19 protein-coding genes are annotated in these 19,895 nt (G+C 32.6%); 10 read left to right on the top strand and 9 right to left on the bottom strand.

What is annotated here, in order from left to right; genetic code table 11:
- The first annotated feature begins 157 nt into the window (after positions 1-157).
- The 5 genes from ACJJVO_RS04615 (at position 158) to ACJJVO_RS04595 (ending at position 4,635) form a co-directional block, all read left to right on the top strand.
- Positions 158-799 carry a thiamine phosphate synthase gene (locus ACJJVO_RS04615; protein ID WP_405571025.1) on the top strand — a complete coding sequence of 214 codons (642 nt, stop codon included), beginning with the start codon at positions 158-160 and terminating at the stop codon, positions 797-799.
- A gap of 50 nt (positions 800-849) precedes the next feature.
- Positions 850-1,752, top strand: coding sequence for an EamA family transporter (locus ACJJVO_RS04610; protein ID WP_405571022.1), 903 nt, complete (start codon positions 850-852; stop codon positions 1,750-1,752).
- A gap of 123 nt (positions 1,753-1,875) precedes the next feature.
- Complete coding sequence (locus tag ACJJVO_RS04605) at positions 1,876-2,163, top strand: hypothetical protein (RefSeq protein WP_405571019.1); 288 nt, start codon at positions 1,876-1,878, stop codon at positions 2,161-2,163.
- A 354-nt stretch (positions 2,164-2,517) separates the two neighbouring features.
- On the top strand, positions 2,518-3,039 hold the full coding sequence (locus tag ACJJVO_RS04600; protein WP_405571016.1) for a 5' nucleotidase, NT5C type: 522 nt from the start codon (positions 2,518-2,520) through the stop codon (positions 3,037-3,039).
- A gap of 630 nt (positions 3,040-3,669) precedes the next feature.
- Complete coding sequence (locus tag ACJJVO_RS04595; RefSeq protein ID WP_405571013.1) at positions 3,670-4,635, top strand: sugar phosphate isomerase/epimerase family protein; 966 nt, start codon at positions 3,670-3,672, stop codon at positions 4,633-4,635.
- A 75-nt stretch (positions 4,636-4,710) separates the two neighbouring features.
- On the opposite strand, the gene ACJJVO_RS04590 is transcribed toward ACJJVO_RS04595, so the two are convergent.
- Entirely contained in the window at positions 4,711-4,911 is a 201-nt protein-coding gene (locus ACJJVO_RS04590) for a CsbD family protein (protein ID WP_405571010.1), read from the bottom strand.
- A gap of 207 nt (positions 4,912-5,118) precedes the next feature.
- Here ACJJVO_RS04590 and ACJJVO_RS04585 point away from each other — a divergent pair, with 207 nt between their 5' ends.
- The 3 genes from ACJJVO_RS04585 to ACJJVO_RS04575 all read left to right on the top strand — a co-directional run bounded on the left by ACJJVO_RS04585 (position 5,119) and on the right by ACJJVO_RS04575 (position 7,946).
- Positions 5,119-5,691, top strand: a complete 573-nt coding sequence (locus ACJJVO_RS04585) for a Crp/Fnr family transcriptional regulator (protein WP_405571008.1) — start codon at positions 5,119-5,121, stop codon at positions 5,689-5,691.
- Positions 5,692-5,755: 64 nt separating this feature from the next.
- Positions 5,756-6,496 (top strand): acyl-CoA desaturase, encoded by a 741-nt coding sequence (locus tag ACJJVO_RS04580; RefSeq protein ID WP_405571005.1) that lies wholly within the window; start codon positions 5,756-5,758, stop codon positions 6,494-6,496.
- 112 nt (positions 6,497-6,608) lie between these two features.
- Positions 6,609-7,946: an exonuclease domain-containing protein gene (locus tag ACJJVO_RS04575; protein WP_405571003.1), complete on the top strand. Its 1,338-nt coding sequence runs from the start codon at positions 6,609-6,611 to the stop codon at positions 7,944-7,946.
- A 40-nt stretch (positions 7,947-7,986) separates the two neighbouring features.
- On the opposite strand, the gene ACJJVO_RS04570 is transcribed toward ACJJVO_RS04575, so the two are convergent.
- From ACJJVO_RS04570 to ACJJVO_RS04555, 4 genes are all read right to left on the bottom strand, one after another.
- On the bottom strand, positions 7,987-8,832 hold the full coding sequence (locus ACJJVO_RS04570; RefSeq protein ID WP_405571001.1) for a mechanosensitive ion channel family protein: 846 nt from the start codon (positions 8,830-8,832) through the stop codon (positions 7,987-7,989).
- 91 nt (positions 8,833-8,923) lie between these two features.
- On the bottom strand, positions 8,924-10,237 hold the full coding sequence (locus ACJJVO_RS04565) for a DEAD/DEAH box helicase (protein ID WP_405570998.1): 1,314 nt from the start codon (positions 10,235-10,237) through the stop codon (positions 8,924-8,926).
- A gap of 101 nt (positions 10,238-10,338) precedes the next feature.
- Complete coding sequence (locus ACJJVO_RS04560) at positions 10,339-12,831, bottom strand: ABC transporter permease (RefSeq protein WP_405572678.1); 2,493 nt, start codon at positions 12,829-12,831, stop codon at positions 10,339-10,341.
- Positions 12,832-12,880: 49 nt separating this feature from the next.
- Entirely contained in the window at positions 12,881-13,570 is a 690-nt protein-coding gene (locus tag ACJJVO_RS04555) for an ABC transporter ATP-binding protein (RefSeq protein ID WP_405570995.1), read from the bottom strand.
- 27 nt (positions 13,571-13,597) lie between these two features.
- Between ACJJVO_RS04555 and ACJJVO_RS04550 the strand changes: the two genes are divergently transcribed.
- Positions 13,598-14,359, top strand: coding sequence for an arylesterase (locus ACJJVO_RS04550; RefSeq protein WP_405570993.1), 762 nt, complete (start codon positions 13,598-13,600; stop codon positions 14,357-14,359).
- A 4-nt stretch (positions 14,360-14,363) separates the two neighbouring features.
- Here the strand turns inward: ACJJVO_RS04550 and ACJJVO_RS04545 are convergent, their stop codons facing one another.
- The 4 genes from ACJJVO_RS04545 to ACJJVO_RS04530 form a co-directional block, all read right to left on the bottom strand.
- Positions 14,364-15,707: a DEAD/DEAH box helicase gene (locus ACJJVO_RS04545; protein ID WP_405570990.1), complete on the bottom strand. Its 1,344-nt coding sequence runs from the start codon at positions 15,705-15,707 to the stop codon at positions 14,364-14,366.
- Between the two features lie 127 nt (positions 15,708-15,834).
- Positions 15,835-16,083 (bottom strand): cold-shock protein, encoded by a 249-nt coding sequence (locus ACJJVO_RS04540; RefSeq protein WP_405570988.1) that lies wholly within the window; start codon positions 16,081-16,083, stop codon positions 15,835-15,837.
- 128 nt (positions 16,084-16,211) lie between these two features.
- On the bottom strand, positions 16,212-17,945 hold the full coding sequence (locus ACJJVO_RS04535) for a patatin-like phospholipase family protein (protein WP_405570987.1): 1,734 nt from the start codon (positions 17,943-17,945) through the stop codon (positions 16,212-16,214).
- 202 nt (positions 17,946-18,147) lie between these two features.
- Positions 18,148-18,747 (bottom strand): hypothetical protein, encoded by a 600-nt coding sequence (locus ACJJVO_RS04530; protein WP_405570985.1) that lies wholly within the window; start codon positions 18,745-18,747, stop codon positions 18,148-18,150.
- Between the two features lie 549 nt (positions 18,748-19,296).
- Here ACJJVO_RS04530 and ACJJVO_RS04525 point away from each other — a divergent pair.
- The gene (locus ACJJVO_RS04525) at positions 19,297-19,749 is read left to right on the top strand and encodes a hypothetical protein (RefSeq protein ID WP_405570983.1); all 453 of its coding nucleotides are present in this window, start codon (positions 19,297-19,299) and stop codon (positions 19,747-19,749) included.
- The last annotated feature ends 146 nt before the right edge of the window (positions 19,750-19,895 follow it).

Raw genomic sequence — 19,895 nt, 5'->3', positions numbered from 1 at the left:
GGCTTTTTTATTGGTCTATTAAAGACCTTAGAATTCCATTTATAAGTTCTCTATTTACAGAACGCACCATTTTAACCATATTAATCACGTACACGACTAAACATTTGTATTTTTGCGCCGCATTTGATGAGAAGGCTTAATATTAAGACACCACAACATGATTATATCTAAACTACATTATATATCTCAAGGAAACACTCCTGAAGCACATTTAGAAAACATTCAAAAAGCGTGTACATCTGGTGTCGAATTAGTACAATTACACCTTACAGGTATTTCGGAGGCTAAATATTTAGAGATTGCTAAAGCTGCTAGAGATATCACGTTTCATTTTCAAACACGATTGATCATCAATGGGAACTATAACATAGCAAAAGAAGTTAAAGCTGAAGGTGTACATTTAGAAAAAACAGACGTCTGCTCAACGGTTGCAAGACCACATTTATACAGCTGGCAAATTATTGGTGGCACAGCAAACAGCTTAGAAGATTGTGAAGCTTTACTTGCTAAAGACATCGATTATATTAAGTTAGAACCTTTTAGAACAGCAACCGAAGATAGTTCAAGTATAGCTTTAGGTCTTAAAGGTTATACATCTATTAGTAATGCTTTAATAACAGAAAAACCAATTATTGGTTTTGGTGATATCACTACAAATGATGTCACAGATATATTAGAAACAGGTATTTCTGGAATTGCCGTATCTGATGCAATCACTGAAAATTTTGACAACATAAAAACATTCAATCAGTTGTTAAAAGCATCTGCAACGGGTGAAATTCGTCATACGTTTAAGTAGATAAATCTTAATGCTTCACAACAATTCATCACTAAAATTTATAGCCCAATATGTGGATGTATTTAGGCTTACTAGCCGCACTCTTTTTAGGATTACACAACTTATGTAAAAAACATGCCGTACAAGGAAACGAAGTATTCCCTGTGCTTTTAGGAACGGTATCTAGTGGTTTTTTATTTGTCGCTACGTTTTATGGTCTGTCTATCTTTTATCCAGATTACGCGCTTGAGCATGGTTATAACTTTCAAAAGATTTCGTGGCAAACTCATGGTTTTATTTTTATAAAATCAGCCATCATGGCGAGTTCATGGATTTTAGCGTATCAAGCTTTAAAACATCTGCCTATTACGATTGTGACTCCCATTCGTTCTGCAGGACCATTTTTCACCTTTATTGGTGCCATTTTAATTTATCAAGAAAAACCAAACACCTTACAATGGATTGGCTTTTTCCTCATCATTTTTTCAGTAATGCTTTATTCTAGAATAGGAAAAAAAGAAGGCATTAATTTCAAACGCAATAAATGGATTTTCGCCATTATCGGAGCCACATTTTTAGGAGCCTCAAGTGGTTTGTACGACAAATTTTTAATCCAAAACCTGAGCCTTAACCCACAAACCTTACAATTCTGGTTTTGCCTATACACCATATTAATTTTACTAGTCATCTTAACCATCACATGGTTTCCGCATGCTGAAAAACGAAAAGCCTTTAAATTCCGTTGGTCCATCATTGCAGTCGGTATTTTACTGCAAGCCGCAGATTACTTCTACTTTAAAGCCTTACAAGATCCGGATGCTTTAATTATGCTCTTATCAGCCATAAAACGAAGTCAAATTTTAATAGCTGTAGTCGTTGGAGGTTTAGTTTTTAAAGAACAAAACAAACGTAAAAAATTAGTGCCTTTAGCAGGCATTATGATTGGAGTTTTTCTTATTCTGTATTCTAATTGATTTTTAAAGTAACAAAGTTGCACAGCTGTTAACTACAGCAAAACCATTAAGATTTTGTTCTTCTCAGTTAACACCTAGGGTTTATAATTTTTAATTTTGAGTACATCTTAAAAATAAAAATTTATGAAAACCGAAGACAAAAAAGTACCGTACAATTCAGATATTACAAAAGAAGACGAAAAGATTTTAGGAGACAAACCTGGAAACTTAAGACAAGATAATGGTGATGACGAACTCTTAAAAAATCGAAAAACAGAACCCGATTTTGCAGCTAAAGATTTGGATATTCCTGGTAGTAAAAATTCAAAATTGATTACTAACCAAAACAAAGCAGACGAAGAAAACCAACATTACAGTTTAGGAAGTGATCATAATGAAAATCTTGAGCTAGATATTGAAAATAGCAAATAGTTTAAAAGCTTAACCAAAATATCAACAAGACTAACCATTATATAAGCAAAAACAATCAAAATCCATTACGATAGTAGACATCATAAAAGCTATTCAGGGTTTTGATTTTTTAGTATTATAGTTATGCTAAACATAAAGAATAAAAGAAAAGTTGCTAGTAAATAAGCAACTCCCAAATTCCGATACCAACGTAATCAACGATTTTCAGAAATAAGAAGTATAAATGTAAAATTATTGAAAATCAGATTTATTAAAAACGCCATAATTCACCAAAACATTAAATAAATATTAAATAAACCGCCTCTTCTTGGCATTTCAATCCATTATCAAGAACTTTACTAAAAAAATAATCCAATGACAATATTTGTAGACATGGACGATGTGTTAGCTGATACATATGGTAAGCACATAGAATTGTATAATAAAGAACACAACCAAGACTTACATATCAATCAAATTGCTTCTGGTGAAATGTGGCAAAATGTCCCAGAAATTCATCACGATAGCATTAGGCAACATGCCTTAAAAAAAGGTTTTTTTCGAGATTTAAAACCAATTAAAGATGCTATACAAGTTATGGAAGCGCTGTATAACAAACATGAGGTATATATTGCCACGGCAGCAACACAATTTCCTAATTCATTATTAGAAAAAAGTGAATGGTTAGACGAGCACATGCCGTTTATTACATGGCAACATCGTATAATGTGTGGTGATAAGTTTATTTTAAACGGAGATTTATTAATAGACGACAGAACCTACAATTTAGAAAATTTTGAAGGAGATACGTTGCTATATAATTCACCTCATAACGTCAATGACATAGGCTACACAAGAGTTTCAAACTGGTTAGAAATCGCAGAACGCTTACTATAAAAGCAAATAATAGATCTAAAAGCGCTTATTCGGGTCTCAACCAGAGCTCCTTCGGCTTTCCTTCGGCTCTCCTTCGGGTATGCTTCGGGTGAGCTATGGTAAATTCCTACAAATAGTAAAAGGATGTTAAAAAGAGTACCCTAAACCGAGCCTTTTTTAGAACTTCAATTTAAGCCCCTAAAAGTTTCCATTAGCGTGTGCCGGCCTTACAACAACATAGAAAAAACGGAACAAAACAAAGGAAACTAAAACCAAGGCAAATAAGCAACACCCAAATTCCGACACCGTCGGAACCAACGATTTTCAGAAATAATGAGCTAAGAATAAAGTTAATTTACCATATCAAGTATTGAAAATACAGATTTAATAAAAACCTCTATTTATTAATGCAGTAGCGGATGGTGCTTGCAATTTCCTAACAAATCTTTTTGATTTTTTGGTTCGTTTTGTATCAAGACAAAATGAACAATAATATAAATGCTTCCAATTTGTATGTCCTTATAATCCCATTGCCTTATACCAAAACCACGATTTAAACAAAATACAACATAACCATACCCAAATTTCAATATCTCACTAAAAGTCAGTAACTTGTTGTACACAATAACCTAGCACCAAGCACACAACAAGATGAGTAAGACTCCAAACAAATATTCGAGAAGAGATTTTGCTAAACTTTCAGCAATGGGTTTCGCTGCATTACCGTTACTATCATTTCAAAATCCATTAGCGCCAATCACAGCATCAGCCGAAGACCAGCTTCAGGTACATTTATTCTCAAAGCACTTACAGTTTCTCAATTATAACAACATGTCAGACGTTGCTGCCGAAATAGGTTTTGACGGACTAGACCTTACCGTACGTAGAAAAGGACATGTACTTCCAGAAAACGTTGAGCAAGACTTACCTATTGCTGTAGAGGCTATGAAAAGTCATGGACTGCAGCCAAAACTAATGTCTACCAACGTATGGGATGTTAATGATGTAAATAATGTTACCGTTTTAAAAACCGCAAGCCAATTAGGGTTTACGCACTACCGTACCGATTGGCTTAAATATCCCGAAACCCAATCGATAGAAGAAAGTCAGAAACAGTATGCCAAACAAGCCGAGCAACTAGAATTATTAAACAAGAATTTAAGGCTTATAGGTGGTTATCAAAACCATTCTGGCAAACATGTTGGTGCACCTATATGGGATTTAATACCCATTCTAGAAGCTACCAAAGGTCAATTTATGGGATGCCAATATGATATTAGACATGCTGTTGTAGAAGGTAGTGGCAGTTGGGAATTAGGTTTACAACGCATAAAACCATTTATAAATTCTATTGTAATCAAAGATTTTAAATGGGGAATTAAAGACGGTAAATGGCAACCAATTAATGTTCCACTTGGTGAAGGTATGGTAGATTTTAAGCGCTATTTTTCGTTACTTAAAACCTATAAAATTAATGTGCCAGTGTCATTGCATCTCGAATACGAATTAGGTGGTGCCGAAAAAGGACAATCAAAAATAGCAATGGACAAAAAAGAGGTTTTTAATTACATGAAAAAGGACCTGTTATTCTTAAAAGACGCCTGGAAAAACGCCTAATAAGAATAGATCCTTAATCACCATAAAAAAATCCCACAAGATGTGGGATTTTCTTTTTTATATAATGAGAACAATTTAAAACTTTAAATCATTCAAAAACGCATTAACGCTTTCTTTTGTTTCGCCTGTGCGTTTTTGAATTCTTCCTAAGATTTCATCTTCTTTACCTTCACGGTAATCCAAATCATCATCAGTAAGCTCTCCCCATTTTTGTTTCAACTTTCCTTTTGCAATATTCCAATTGCCTTTTGCTTTATCTTGCCATGGTTTAGACATAATTTCTATAATTTTAAGTTATTGAAGTAAACCACTATGATTTACTATCATAAATTTACTTGAAATCTTAATGACTATTTAACGCTATTCATTTAGATATTGATGCAAATACAAAACAAGCCTAATTAGAATACTGTATTGGTAAAAATATTAGAGAAGCCATGAAGAATATGTATCTTTACATTTCAATAATTACATGCAAAACTTGTGGATCAAATTAAAGCTTACATAGAGCAAATTGCGACATTATCTGATGCGGACTGGAAATACTTTATGTCTAAATTAGAACGACGTGTTATTCCTAAAAAAACCATCTTTTTAAAGTGTAATGATATTGAAAATCACATCTCTTTTATTGAGTCTGGTGTCGTCCGTTTGTTTATACCTAAAGAAAATCCTGAAAAAGAAATTACGTTTGGCTTTAGCTTTAAAGATCAATTTATCAGTGCATACGATTCGTTTTTAACCCAAAAACCATCGGCATATCAATTACAAGCATTAACAGAAACTACGATATTAAGTATTAATTACAACGATTTACAAGACGTCTATAATACCACACAAATTGGAAACCTTATTGGCAGACTAACAGCAGAACGTCTGTTTTTAATAAAGTCTAAGCGCGAACAAAATCTACTAAACCTCACAGCAGAAGAACGTTACATTAAGCTATTTAAAGAACGACCTGAAGTCTTAAAGGTCATTCCCTTAAAATATGTTAGTTCTTATATTGGTGTAACACCTCAAGCTTTAAGCCGTATTCGTAAACGCGTTGTATAGTGTTTTATTGATTTAGGTTCATTGTTTTGTGGTTCATATCAATTTATCTTTGTAAAAAAACAGTATGACAATAGTTATTTTTGTAGTGGTGCTTTGGTATGGAGGCTTATTCTTTCAATCATTCTTTTTACATCGCTATGCAGCTCACCAAGTGTTTACAATGTCTAAAGTTATGGAACGTATTACCTTTGTTTTAACATGGGTTTTTCAAGGTTCTAGTTACTTAAGCGCTTATGGTTATGGTGTTATGCATCGCATGCATCATGCCTATACAGATACCGAAAAAGATCCACATTCTCCATCTTATGATGACAACCTTTTTGCTATGATGTGGAAAACAAAAACCATCTATCAAGATATAAACAAACAACGTATTGCAGTAGACGAACGCTTTACCAAAAATGTACCTCAATGGAAAAGCTTCGACAATTTCGCAAGTTCTCGTATGTCTAGACTTTTATGGATTTCAGGCTATGTATTGTTCTTTGCTCTTTTTGTAACCGCTTGGTGGCAATGGCTATTATTACCAATTACCTTTTTAATGGCACCAATCCATGGTGTGATAATTAATTGGTTTGGACATATTTATGGGTATGTTAATTTTAAGATGAAAAACACAAGTAAAAATTTATTTCGTTTCGATTTCTTAATGATGGGAGAAGGCTATCATAACAACCACCATAAATTTGCAAGCAGAGCGAATTTTGGTGTAAAATGGTATGAAATTGATATGACTTACGTAATAATAAAACTACTTAATGCTATTGGTGTTATTCGTTTAAAACCAATAAAGATAAAAGCATAGTTGGTTATATCTTGATTTCAAATTTCCGACAAAAGTCAGTATCTTGCAGGTTCTATAAAAGTTTTCGCATACGTATTGTAAATTGTGAGGATTAAAAGTACAAGTACCAAGTATGATGTATACTATTATTGATGTTGAAACCACAGGGCAAAGCAATCGTATGACCGAGATTTCGGTGTTTAAATACGATGGTGAAACCGTAATTGATGAGTTTACAACATTGGTAAATCCTGAAACCTACATTCCACAGCACATTACAGCTCTTACAGGTATTGATGACCATATGGTAGCTGATGCTCCACGTTTTGCAGAAGTAGCGCAAGACATTCTTGATATTACAGAAGGCACCATATTTGTAGCACACAACGTAAACTTTGATTACAAAGTGATTAGTGGTGAGTTTGAACGTATTGGTATTGCGTTTACCAGAAAGAAACTATGTACAGTACGTTTATCTAGAAAGTTATTGCCAGGACATCGTTCCTATAGTTTAGGGAAACTGTGTAATGCTCTTAATATAAATCTTCAAAATAGACACAGAGCTAGAGGTGATGTGCAAGCCACAGTAATTCTATTTGAATTACTATTACAACAACCAGAAGCGGCGGAAGTATTTAAGGAATTTTTAAACAAGAATTCGAAAGAAGCAACCTTACCTCCTAACCTACCTAAAGAAAGTTTTGAGGCATTACCAAACACGGCTGGCATCTATTATTTTAAGGATAAAAAAGGAACGGTAATTTATGTAGGTAAAGCCATAAACATCAAAAAAAGAGTCCTCAGCCATTTTTATAGTAAAACAAAAAAGGCACAAGATATGGTAAGAGAAACACGCGATATCGATTTTGAAAGCTCTGGTAGTGAATTAATTGCCTTATTAATGGAAGATGCTGCCATTAAGCACCACTTTCCTATATATAATAAAGTGGCCAAACGCACCATTCAATCCTTTGCCATTTTTTCTTATGAAGACCGAAATGGTATTTTGCATTTAGCCAGCAATAAAGCAAGATTAACACCAAATCCTATCCTTACCTTTTTTAATGTGAGAGATGTGCGCACGTACATGGAAAAACTTTGTGCCCAATACAATTTGTGTCCAAAATATTGTCATTTACAAGAATCTGTTTCTGAATGTTCACACTATAGTATTACAAACTGCAAAGGTGTTTGTAGAGACGAAGAATCTGTAGAAACCTATAATAATAGAGTCTTGGAAGCCATACACGCTATGTCTAACCAAAAAGAGGATGTTATTATGAGAGAAAAAGGCAGACACAGCAATGAGGAAGCCTTTGTAATGGTTAAAGGTGGTGAATATTTAGGTTATGGGTTTATTGATAAAGAAGTACAAATAAACCATATTGATGATTTGAATGCTTTCCTCATTCCGCAGAAGAACAGTATTGATATTCAGAAAATTTTACGATCACGTTTATTAGAGATTTAATGTTTGTAATCTTTATAAATCTAAATGCTAAAGTATAAAACTATTTAGAAGCAGGTTCATTAGGCTTTATATAAACATCTAATTGTGGAAACGCAATAACGATATTATTTTCATCAAACTTCTTTACTATAATTCGTCTTATATCGCTTTTTACAGTCCCTATGCCAAAAGTATTCTTACTAAAAAACAATAATTGAAAATCTAAAGAAGAACTTCCGAAACCCATAAGTCTTCCTTGCGTCAATTCTCGGTCATACACTTCAGGATGCTCAAAGGCACTTTCTTCTAAGATTCGGATTACATCATCTACATTACTACCATAAGCAACACCAACATCAATCCTAAAACGTGTTTTATCGTTTTGGTGACTCCAGTTAATAACCTTACTTGTTGTAATTAAAGAATTGGGAATAATGATAGAAATATCATCAGTATTTAGACCTTTTGAAGTTCTTATACCAATGGTTTGGATTTTCACCACATTACCATCAATTTCTAAAACATCATTGATTTTAATAGAGCGCTCCGTGAGCAAAATAATGCCAGAAATAATATCATTAAAGGTCTGTTGTAAACCCAAACCAATGCCTACTAATAAGGCTGCAGAACCTGCGAGTAAAAGTGTCAGTTTTATGCCAACGATTTCTAATACAAGCCCAAAAGTGACTATCCATATAATATAGCGTATAATTTGATAAATGGCTTGAATATTACCTCTTTCATGCTCGTCAACTTCGGTGCGTCTAAAAAGCATTCTTTTAATAATCCACAGAAGCAATCTAGTAACGATGATAATTAATAAGATCTTCACAATCATACTTACCTTCAAAGAATAGTCTCCCATATTGAAAATAACGTAATCCAAGATGTTTTTTAATGATTGCATAACCAAAATGATAAGGGTAGTTTATACAGTAAATATAATACTAATTTAAACGCGTATTGAGTATAATAATTAACACCACTATGTTTTTTATCTAGATAACAGTTACCCTAACCTTCTTCTTCTTTAAACGTACATTATTCAATTTCTCAACCATACTATCAGCAATAAATAGAGGAACAGCAACAAAAGCACAATCTGGCTTTAATTCTATGACTCCCAACTGATCTTTTGAAATACCACCTTGTTTAAAAAACAAACCTGCAATATCTCCTTTAGAAATTTTATCTTTTCTACCACCAGAAATAAATAAAGTCGTCCAGAATGGTGGTTTTATTTCTTTAGCCGCATTAACACGAATGGTTTGTGACTTCCCAACGAAATCTGGAAACACTTCCCGATCACCTTTAATTAAATATGCTGTGCCTTTAGAATTCACTCTTGCTGTTCTTCCATTTCTATGTGTATACTCTTGAATCGCTTCAGGAATTTCATAGTGAATAATATAACTCATCTCCGGAATATCGATACCACGAGCTGCCAAATCACTTGCTATAAGTACGGTTACAGAACCATTTCTTAATTTTATTAAAGCGCGTTCGCGATCACGTTGTTCCATGCCTCCATGAAAACAAGTATGTGAAATGTTCTTTTTATCTAAGAAACGACTTAAATCTTCAAGTCGTTCTTTTTTATTACAAAAAACAATACCAGGCTCATTACCTACATGGTGTAATAAATCAACTAAGGTATTGTGCTTATTCGCAGATGGAGAAACTACGGTCTTTACCTCTAGTTTAGCGTTTGGTTTTTCGGTTAAGAAATTTAAGGTTTTGGCTCCTTCCATATTTAAATACTTAGGAATAGAAGCGCCTTGTGTCGCAGACGTTAGAATGCGTTTATTTACATTAGCTAAATAGCTCATTATAAATTTCATCTCACCACCTGCTCCAACTTCAATCGAAATATCAAACTCATCAATCACTAAGGTTTTTATAAATTTAGTTGTAAAACGAGCTTGCTCAAAATGATCAGCTAATCGCCCTGGAGTTCCAATTAATATAGTCGGTGTATGTTTTAATTCTATTTTGTCTTTAGCAATAGAACGACCTCCATAAATGGCGTTGGCCTTATAACCAGAACCCATATTTCTTATTACCGTTTCTATTTGTATCGCTAATTCTCTCGAAGGCACAACGATTAAAGCTTGTACCTCCTCGATTTCTGGATCTAAAGCCTCTAATAATGGTAATAAAAAAGCTAAAGTTTTTCCTGTACCTGTAGGTGATAATAATATGGTTTTATCGTTTTTCTCAATTGACTCAATAGCAGATACTTGCATTGAATTGAGCGCGTAGATACTTAGTTTTTCTAGAATCTCTTGTTGCGCTTTAATGTTATTAGCCATTGCTATTTCTTGTTTATTTTAGAATTCTCTTATGTAGAATTTTCTTTTTGAATTATTTCAAATTTTCGAGCAAAGGTAATGATACTCTATTTAGAATATAATTAGCCTTCTCTACGCAAAACTTCTAATGGAGAACTTCTCAATACTGTTTGAATATTACTTAATCCAATCCCTAAAACTAACAGTGTAATTCCTGGTAAAAACACCACAAATGGAATTATAGATGGTGCAAAAGGCTCTTTAAATACAAATAAAGCGAGACAAAGACTACTCACTAAGGCTAATAAAATACCCACTAAACTGCCTAATAGACCTAGAAATAGATATTCTAAAGCAGATATTTTTAATATCTGAGTATTCTTTGCGCCAAGTGTTCTTAATAAAACACTTTCTTTAATTCTTTGATACTTACTCGTTCTTACAGATCCAATGAGTACAATGATGCCTGTTAGAATACTAAAGAAAGCCATAAAATTAATAATCCATGTTACTTTGTCTAAAATATCTTCAACGATAGAAAACACTTGTCTTAAATCAATAATAGACACATTTGGAAACTTAGCTACCAAATCTCGTTGTAAATCTGCCGAACGTTTTTCATCTTCAACATTTGTTGCCATAACATTAAACTGAGGTGCTTCCTCTAAAACACCTTTAGGAAATACAATAGCAAAGTTTGGTTTTAATTGTCTCCAATCTACCTTACGAATACTACCAATAGTGGTTTCCATAAGCACACCTTGTATATTAAATACAATAGTATCTCCAACCCCAACTTTAATATCTAAAGCCAGATTATCTGATAGAGAAATCACCACAGGATCACCAGCCTTTAATTCTGGTGTCCACTCTCCTTCTATTAATTCTTCTGAACTGGTTATAGAATCACGATAGGTTGATCTAAATTCATGGTTTAAAACCCAACGTTTAATTTGTTTGGTAGTATCTTGTCGTAATTCATTTACCAATTGCCCTTTTATACTGTGCATGCGCATGGTTACCAAAGGTATATTATCTAACACAGGTAAACCTTGAGCCTTTATCATTTCTTCTAATGCATCTCGTTGTCCTGTTTGAACATCTAGAATAATCATATTCGCATTTTCAGTAGTATCAATTTCTGATTTTGTTAATAGAATATCCTTTGTAAAATATAACGTACTAATTAAAAACGTACCCAAACCTATCGCAACAACCAATACAACCGTTTGATTATTAGGTCTAAATAAGTTTAATAAACTTTGGCGTGCAGTAAAACTCCAACTTTTCGGGAAAAATCGTCTTATACTTCTAATTGATAATAATGCAACACCAGCCAACACTGCAAAAGTAATAAGTGCAGCAAGTACAAATACTAGTGCATATATTGCGCTATTAAGTAACCAAAATGAGAATAAAAATAGAAAGATTAAAATAGTAGAAAATACTATTAACCTAACTTTTATTGGTTCTTTTGCTGCCTGTTCATCTACTCTCAATACTTCTAATGGAGAAACATACCATGTTCTAAGCAAAGGCAGTAATGCAAATAATACAGACATAAATAGCCCAAGAAAAACTCCAATAATTATAGGTTGTGCTGAAATGTTTACGGTCACTGTAAAAGGAAGAAACTCTTTTAAGAGATAAGGAAATAATCCTTGAAGTCCAATTCCTATAAGCGCTCCTATTAAACCACCAACAATACCAATTCCTGCAATTTGAATAAGAAAAATCATAAAACTCTGACGTCTAGATGCACCCATGCATTTTAACACCGCAATAGCTCTTAATTTCTCTTTTATATAAATATGAACAGAACTCGCAATACCAATACAGCCTAGCAATAAGGCTATAAAAGCAGCTAAATTTAAAAACTTCCCAACATTATCGTAGCGTTGTCCTAATCGTCTACTTGTACTAGTATGCGTATCTAAATCTGCATTCTCAGCTTCAAGCATTGGCTGTAACTTTTTTTCAAGTGTATCTAAATTAAAAGTGTCAGACGCTTTATAAAAAAATTGATATTCCTTACGGCTTCCAAATTGAAGTAGTTCCGTATTTTTAATAAAACGATACGGAATTATAATTGGAGGTGCCACAGAAGATGAAACTGCAGTACTGCCAGGAATGGCATTTAATGTGCCTGCAATAGGAAGAATTAATTCACCTATTTTTATAGAATCTCCTGGTTTTATATTAAATTGAAGCAACAAAGTGGCATCAACTAATGCTCCACCTGACTTTTGGTAAGTATCTGCAGCAGAAGCTGGTTCTGTATCTATAGTTCCATAAAAAGGAAAATCTCCATCTAGACCTCTAACCTTAACTAATTTGGTACCTCCATTTTTTGGAAAAGCAATCATAGATACAAAATTCACTTCAGAAGCATCTGGTTTTAGAGAATCTATAATCACCTTAGCACGCTCAGTTGGCACTTGCCTTGTGTCAATAATATAATCCGCTCCCATCAATGCTTTTGATTGGATGTAAATATTTTCCTTAAGGTTTGTACTAAATAATTGTATAGAAACTACAGCTGCAATACCTAAAATGATAGAAGCCATAAACAAAAGCAATCTAACTCTACTTGCCTTCGCATCTCTCCATGCCATTTTAAATAGCCATTTTGTTTTTTGATTCATAATAAGGATAAAAATGAAATTACAGCACTTGCGTACGTTCGTTGGTTAAAATTTTCCCGCCTTTAAGTCGTAATATTTGTTGTGTTCGGTTGGCTAAATCTAAATCGTGAGAAATAATCACCAATGTGGTTCCGGCTTCTTTATTCAAATCAAACAATAACTTTATCACCTTTTCACCAGTTTCTTCATCTAAATTACCAGTAGGTTCATCTGCAAAAAGTATAGATGGTGCATTAGCAAAGGCTCTTGCTAAAGCGACGCGCTGTTGTTCGCCTCCAGAAAGCTGAGAAGGATAGTGATGAACGCGATCTGCTAAGCCTACTTTTTCTAATAAAACCTTGCTCTTTTTTACCGCTTCTTTATCTCCTTGCAATTCTAAAGGGACACTTACATTTTCTAATGCAGTAAGTGTTGGTAATAATTGAAAATTTTGAAATATAAAACCAACTTCCTTATTTCGTAATTGTGCACGTTGATCTTCGTTTAAAGTATTTAAATCTTGTCCGCATAACTCAACACTTCCAGCATTTGGTTGGTCTAAACCTGCACACAAACCTAATAATGTTGTTTTTCCGCTTCCGGAAGGACCAACGATTGAAAAAGTTTGTCCCTTTTCCACATCAAAAAAAATGTTATGTAAAACCGTTAATTGTTTGTTACCACTAGAATATGTCTTTTCTAGCCCAGTAATCTTTAATATCTTTGGCATATTAATTTTTAATTTAAATGACAACTTATGTCGAAGGCTCAAAATAATCATTTGCATTTAATTTCACCAATCTCAACCACACCTAAACTCTTAAAGTTTTGTTATTTTATTTTTGCTCTTTTTTTATTGGGTTGCGGTAATGATAAAGCAGAAAAAACTACGGAAGCTAAGCAGATAAAAGAAACAACTGATAAACCTGAACAAAACGAAGAGTCTACGAGCGATACAAAAACAATTTTATGTTTTGGTGATAGTATTACTGCTGGCATGGGATTGGAAGATAGTAATGATGCATTTCCTGCCGTTTTACAGAAAAAAATAGATGCCTTAGACTTAAATTATACAGTTATTAACTCAGGATTAAGCGGTGAAACAACATCTGGAGGAAAAAATCGTATTAATTGGATTTTAAACCAAAAAATTGATGTTTTCTTATTAGAACTTGGTGCTAATGATGGTTTACGAGGTGTGCCTTTAACCGAAACACGTGCAAATTTACAGACCATTATTGATGTGGTTCAAAAGAAAAGTCCAAATACAACTATTATACTGGCTGGTATGGAATTGCCACCTAACATGGGACAAGATTATACTAGTGAGTTCAGACAAATTTTTACAGACTTAGCAGAAAAAAACAAATTGGCCTTTATTCCTTTTATCTTAAAAGATGTTGGAGGTATTGCAGAGTTAAATCAAAATGATGGTATTCATCCTACTGTAGAAGGTCACCAAATAGTAGCAAACACTGTTTGGGATGTTCTAAAACCTATAATTACTGCAAAAAACTAGACAATTAATGTTTCTTTTTCTTCTTTTTAGAATCTTCTGAAGTTGCCTTACCTAAAGATGTTTCAGCGACTTGATGTGCTAATATCTTTTCTATTAATTCTTCTTTTGTTAAATGATGAAAAATAGTACGTACATCTCTTCTTAGTGTTTCAGAAATCGTTCGGTTTGGTTTTGTTTTAAAAATTTTTTTCGCCCATAATAACGTGTTATTCTCTTCTATACTTTGGGCATCTGCTTTTTTAATTTCGCGGAAAGTGATTCCTAATTCATTTTCAAAATCTGCAATATCTACAACTTCTTCTTCTTGTAATACAGTTAACGATAAGCCTTTTGCTCCTGCTCTTGCAGTTCGTCCACTTCTATGCACATAAGCATCATACGTGTCTGGTAAGTGATAGTTAACTACAAATGCCACATCTTTTACATCAATACCACGAGCGGCTAAATCTGTTGCAATTAAAATTGAGATATGTCCTTCTCTAAATTGTCCCATTATACGATCTCTAATCCCTTGAGACAAACTACCATGAAGCGCACCAGAAGAAAATTTATTGATTGCTAAATTCTTAGCTAGTTTATTTACGGCTGCTTTAGTTTTACAGAAAATAATACCTCGTTGTCCTTCTTTACTATTTAAAAAATGAAGTAAAACGTCTAATTTTTCTATAGGTTCTACTACCACATATTGATGATCTATACCTTGATGACCAACAGTAGCCATGTCTGCTTCTACCTGAACCACATGTTTAGACATGTAATTCTGAACCAATTGTTTAATGGCGCCAGATAAGGTTGCAGTAAACAAAAATGTACGTCTCGCTTTTGGGATACCTTTAATAATAAGGTCTAAATCTGTTTTTAAGGCGCTTACCATTTCGTCTGCCTCATCTAAAACCAAAAATTTTAACTGCTTTAGACTTACAGCACCTCGATTTATCAAATCCACCAAACGTCCTGGTGTTGCAACTATAATATGTGTCGTTTGTGTTAAATGCTCTATTTGTGGTTTTATAGGAATACCACCAAACGTTGCTGCAATAGAAATTGAAGGACTATGCTTGGCATACGTTATTAAGTTATTGTGAATTTGTTGTCCTAATTCTCGGGTTGGTGCTAAGATTACCGCTTGTACGTTAGTGTCTTCAAGATCTATTAACTGTAATAAAGGCAATCCGAAAGCTGCAGTTTTCCCTGTTCCTGTTTTAGCTATTGCAACAACATCTTCTTTTTGTTTAAGAATTATTGGAATAGCCTTTTCTTGAATATCTGTAGGTACAGTAATTTTTAATTCAGCTAAACTTTGTTGAATAGATTCGTTAATTCCTAAATCGGAAAAATGCTTGGACATAAAAAATATTTTTTGCAAAGGTAAGAATACTGTTGCTGGGAAAAGGTAAAATAGTTATCATTCCCACAAAGCCAAACATCTCATCATAAAAAAACCATCTGTTAAGATGGTTAAGTGAATTGTATTTCTATTTTTTTATGGCTTGCACATTTGTAGCAATTGGACCTTTATCGCTTTTCTCAACGTTAAATGTCACTTTATTTTTTTCTTTAATTTTACCTATAACATTTGTGGTATGCACAAAGATCTCTTCGTTAGTATCATTTATAATTATAAATCCAAATCCTTTTTTTGCATTAAAAAATTTAACGGTACCTTCTTTTGTTGCACTTACTTTATCAGAGTTGAATAATTTTTTTATAAAGTCTAAAATCATTAGTATTGTTTTAATAGTTTGTGACAAAATTAACGTTTTGTTTTTACCCAAACAAACGTAGGCGCTTTCTATTGCTTATATATGTGTTAAATAGATTTTTTTTACTTCGTTTATGAATAAAAGTAACTCTACATCTTGCGGTTTTTAAAGTCTAGTTCTACTTGCTCAATTACCCAATTGGTTATTTTACCTGCAATAATACCTCTAAAAGCAGCTATAATTGGTTTTAACCACCAACTTTTAACGCGTCCTTTTAGTTCTGCCTTTAAAATGGCGTTAACCCTTTTCTTTATAGGCTTTTTTAATTCTAGGAAAGCTTTACCATCAAACTTAGGAAAGTCCTCAACCTCATATTTAGTTGGATTAGAATCTCCTTCAATTTTACTGACATCAGGTATAATTGGCATATAAACCTTCTCGCTACCATCTTTTTGTTTCACGTTACGTTTAAATTCAGCAATGGCAGCATCACTAACACCGTAAAACAAATTATTAGGATTGTCTTTATCACATTCTAAAAATAAAATTCCTCGTAAAAAATTACGTGCGTTATCTCTTCCAAGAAAAAAATCATGTTGTCTAAATTTAATATCAAGAAAACCTCCAAAACCTTCTAAAGCTCCTGTTGCTAAAGGTGGATGCTCTCTAATTTCCATTTTTCCAGATTTCAACTTTCTTGGAAAAGACATTAATTTAAATAAACCAACACCATAACTATCTGTTTGCTTGTAACGTGCTTGACTAAGAATGGTTGGTACAATAGCTCCAAGAATCCCAACAATACTAGAAACTTTATAATTTACATTATCCGTTACTTTCGCATCAAAGAAATTAGGGAATGGATCTATATGAACGGTTCCAAATTTTGGATTTTCTAAGTTTGGATCTCCATGTTTTTTAACGAGATGTCTCAATACTTCATCAAAAGGCTCATTATTTATAGTACCTCCATCAATAGCTGTAAATTGAAAATTTGAAGTTTGTTCTGCATCTATTAGAATATCTAAATCTTTAATCAATGATTTACGAACCTTTAAACTATTATTTAAGTAGCTTGTTGTAAATTCTTTATCAAAATATCGAGATTTTAATCCAATAGGAAAAGCTCCTGTAGCTTTTGTAACTTTAATGAGAAATTGACGTGATTCTAAATTATGTGGAAGAAACGGCAAATATTGATTTTTATCTTTTGCATCGTCGAAGTTTAATTTAAAATGCGCTAATACATCATGACTACTAACACGGTGTGATGGTGTCTCATCTAAAAATTTAGATTTAATTCTGCTCATTTTTACCTTATAATCTAACGGTCTAAGGCTTGTTAGAGTAATAAGCAATCTTAAATCTTTAGATATATATTGCGGAAAATTATCTAAACCAGCTTCTTTAGGAAGCTCATTAAAAACGCGTTCTGCAATAGCATCAATTGGTGTAGAATTTAAAAGAGAAGGCGCACCAACTTCTGGATTGATATCTGAAATATCTAACATTTTTTCAAACGTACCTTTTCCACTAGCCTTTTCTGAATATAGATTTTCATCATCGTCTAAGAACACCCAACTATCGTAAAGGATATTGCCTGTTTTTACATTTGATACTTTCTTAATAGGCTTCCAATTGCCAGCATAAAGTGCGAGAGTTGCAATCATACCAACCATTCCACCTGCAGAAGCTCCGCCAATGGCATCTATAATGACTTTATGGTTAGGAATATTACTGTCCGTATTATTTAACTGTTGCTGTTTTGCTTTTTCCCATTCAGATAGTGCTTCTAATAAATAATCCATAAAACCAGCTGTATAAGCACCTGCAGAAACAGCTCCTGCCATAGATAGTCCTAAATGAAATGTCTGTTTACTCATTATAATCTGGTATTTTGAAGTCAAGAATTTATTAGAACGATGAAATTACATTATTCTTTTTTCAAAATAAATAAAATAAGATTACAATATTAATGTACTATGGAATTTTAAATCGCTAAAAAAAGTATTTTAAAAGGAATAAAAGCATAAAAAAACGCCCTAAAAAGTGATTTAGGACGTTGAGTATTTTAAGTAATTTGAATTATGATTTGGCTATATCAACATCATTTTTTAATGTAATATTTCGCTCTGCTACAAAAATACCATCTTCAGTTTTTAATTTAAGTATTCTTGTTGGATCTCCTTTTTTAGCCATACGCTTACGACATGTTTTTGTAAGTAAAGGATCTTCATCAAATAAAAATGTCTCAAGAACATATGCCTCTTTAGAAGCTTCTTTTATTATAGGATAAACTTGTTGTAATTGATTAAAGCGTCTATCACCTCCTGGCACAAAAGTAAATAGTGTATAACGTCCGTTGGCATCCGTTTTTACCCAACCTCTATGGTGAACATAACGCTTATCATTAGTTTCTCTTAAATCGAAATCACCATTTTCATCGGGTTGTTCAACATAAAGAATCACATCTTTTGCAGGTGTAACTCCATCACTTTCATAGATCGTTCCTGTAATTTTAAGTTTATTGGTTTTAGTCTCGTAATCTGGAATAGTATCTGAACTCATTAAATTAAGTTCTGCAGAATCGTAAATTGGAAGTTGATTATTTGAATCTTGAGCAGATACCAAACAGCTTGATCCTAAAAAACAAATAAAACAAAATAAATAAATTGAATTTTTCATGAGAATATCGATTAACAACACCTCTAAATTGATACTTATTTATAACAACTCCATAAAAATCTTATTAATGCTATTTTTTCACGATAAACCGAAAAAAACAACTAAAAATTCCGACGTAATACGCTCATTATTATTAACACATCAATTTAAACACATTATTTACATCTCATATATTTAAGGAATAACTCCTTAATAAAAAGCATAAAAGAGCACCTGATGATATAAAATAAATGCTTTAAAAAAACGTAAAAATTGATGTTGAATTTTAATGAAAGAAACGATCCTTTTTTTTAAAGAGTTAACACTAGAGTACTCCTTAAATTAAGAGTGTTTTTCTTAAAATTAGTCTTTATTAAGTGAATATGTGGAACAAAAACGAGCAATGTATTTCATCGGTAAAATCTGTATTTTATCAAGCAAACACGCAGTTTAACGTGAAAATACGCATTTAATATATAAAAAAGTTTTAGTAAAAATGTAAAAATATAGTTGTTTTATTTAATAAAATGTATAGATTTGTTGCACTAAGATTAATTAAAAAGTGTAAATATGAATACCAAATCTACCTTATTTTGTGCCCTTTTTTTCCTAATGATAAGCATGGGTTTTGCTCAAAAAAAGAAAGAATCTCCAAGTATAATAAGTGGCAAAGTAAACATCTCAAAATATCATAGTCGAGAGGATTTAAAAAAAATGCCAAAAGGTGAATTATTAGTTTTATATATAGAACGAATAGAAGTCATTGTAAATATTCTACCAAATATTGCATTTGCCACAAAACCTGGAGTTACTATGGAATCTTTAGGTATTCCAGAATCAAAAGATAATATTAAGGCTTTAGAAGATAATATTGATGCTTCTACATCCTATTTTGATAGTACAATAGAGTTTCAAAAATCAATTCTGCCTTATTCTGATACCAAAGATTTAATAGCAGCTATTTTATTTTATGAATCCACTCTAAAAGCGCTGCATACATACGACGACTTTAAAAAAGATTAGTTAGTTTTTTAATTATTATGTGTTTGTAAAAACCTTGACATTGAAAATATGTGAAGGTTTTTTTATACAGTACATTGAAATCAATGATAAATGTTAAAAATTAAATTTATATACACATTTTACTGTTTATCTAACCCTTTTTGTAG

The organism is Winogradskyella sp. Asnod2-B02-A (genome assembly GCF_045063645.1).
Lineage (GTDB): Bacteria > Bacteroidota > Bacteroidia > Flavobacteriales > Flavobacteriaceae > Winogradskyella.
The sequence above is the reverse complement of the archived record's forward strand: the minus strand, read 5'-3'. Positions and strand labels throughout refer to the sequence as shown.

Excerpts from the sequence above, each read along its gene's own strand:
- ACJJVO_RS04530 (WP_405570985.1), bottom strand. The coding sequence starts at position 18,747 with ATGAAAAATTCAATTTATTTATTTTGTTTTATTTGTTTTTTAGGATCA.
- ACJJVO_RS04605 (WP_405571019.1), top strand. The coding sequence starts at position 1,876 with ATGAAAACCGAAGACAAAAAAGTACCGTACAATTCAGATATTACAAAA.
- ACJJVO_RS04570 (WP_405571001.1), bottom strand. The coding sequence starts at position 8,832 with ATGCAATCATTAAAAAACATCTTGGATTACGTTATTTTCAATATGGGA.
- ACJJVO_RS04590 (WP_405571010.1), bottom strand. The coding sequence starts at position 4,911 with ATGTCTAAACCATGGCAAGATAAAGCAAAAGGCAATTGGAATATTGCA.
- ACJJVO_RS04610 (WP_405571022.1), top strand. The coding sequence starts at position 850 with ATGTGGATGTATTTAGGCTTACTAGCCGCACTCTTTTTAGGATTACAC.
- ACJJVO_RS04555 (WP_405570995.1), bottom strand. The coding sequence starts at position 13,570 with ATGCCAAAGATATTAAAGATTACTGGGCTAGAAAAGACATATTCTAGT.
- ACJJVO_RS04560 (WP_405572678.1), bottom strand. The coding sequence starts at position 12,831 with ATGGCATGGAGAGATGCGAAGGCAAGTAGAGTTAGATTGCTTTTGTTT.
- ACJJVO_RS04580 (WP_405571005.1), top strand. The coding sequence starts at position 5,756 with ATGACAATAGTTATTTTTGTAGTGGTGCTTTGGTATGGAGGCTTATTC.
- ACJJVO_RS04575 (WP_405571003.1), top strand. The coding sequence starts at position 6,609 with ATGATGTATACTATTATTGATGTTGAAACCACAGGGCAAAGCAATCGT.
- ACJJVO_RS04545 (WP_405570990.1), bottom strand. The coding sequence starts at position 15,707 with ATGTCCAAGCATTTTTCCGATTTAGGAATTAACGAATCTATTCAACAA.
- ACJJVO_RS04525 (WP_405570983.1), top strand. The coding sequence starts at position 19,297 with ATGAATACCAAATCTACCTTATTTTGTGCCCTTTTTTTCCTAATGATA.
- ACJJVO_RS04540 (WP_405570988.1), bottom strand. The coding sequence starts at position 16,083 with ATGATTTTAGACTTTATAAAAAAATTATTCAACTCTGATAAAGTAAGT.
- ACJJVO_RS04550 (WP_405570993.1), top strand. The coding sequence starts at position 13,598 with ATGTCGAAGGCTCAAAATAATCATTTGCATTTAATTTCACCAATCTCA.
- ACJJVO_RS04535 (WP_405570987.1), bottom strand. The coding sequence starts at position 17,945 with ATGAGTAAACAGACATTTCATTTAGGACTATCTATGGCAGGAGCTGTT.
- ACJJVO_RS04615 (WP_405571025.1), top strand. The coding sequence starts at position 158 with ATGATTATATCTAAACTACATTATATATCTCAAGGAAACACTCCTGAA.
- ACJJVO_RS04600 (WP_405571016.1), top strand. The coding sequence starts at position 2,518 with ATGACAATATTTGTAGACATGGACGATGTGTTAGCTGATACATATGGT.
- ACJJVO_RS04595 (WP_405571013.1), top strand. The coding sequence starts at position 3,670 with ATGAGTAAGACTCCAAACAAATATTCGAGAAGAGATTTTGCTAAACTT.
- ACJJVO_RS04565 (WP_405570998.1), bottom strand. The coding sequence starts at position 10,237 with ATGGCTAATAACATTAAAGCGCAACAAGAGATTCTAGAAAAACTAAGT.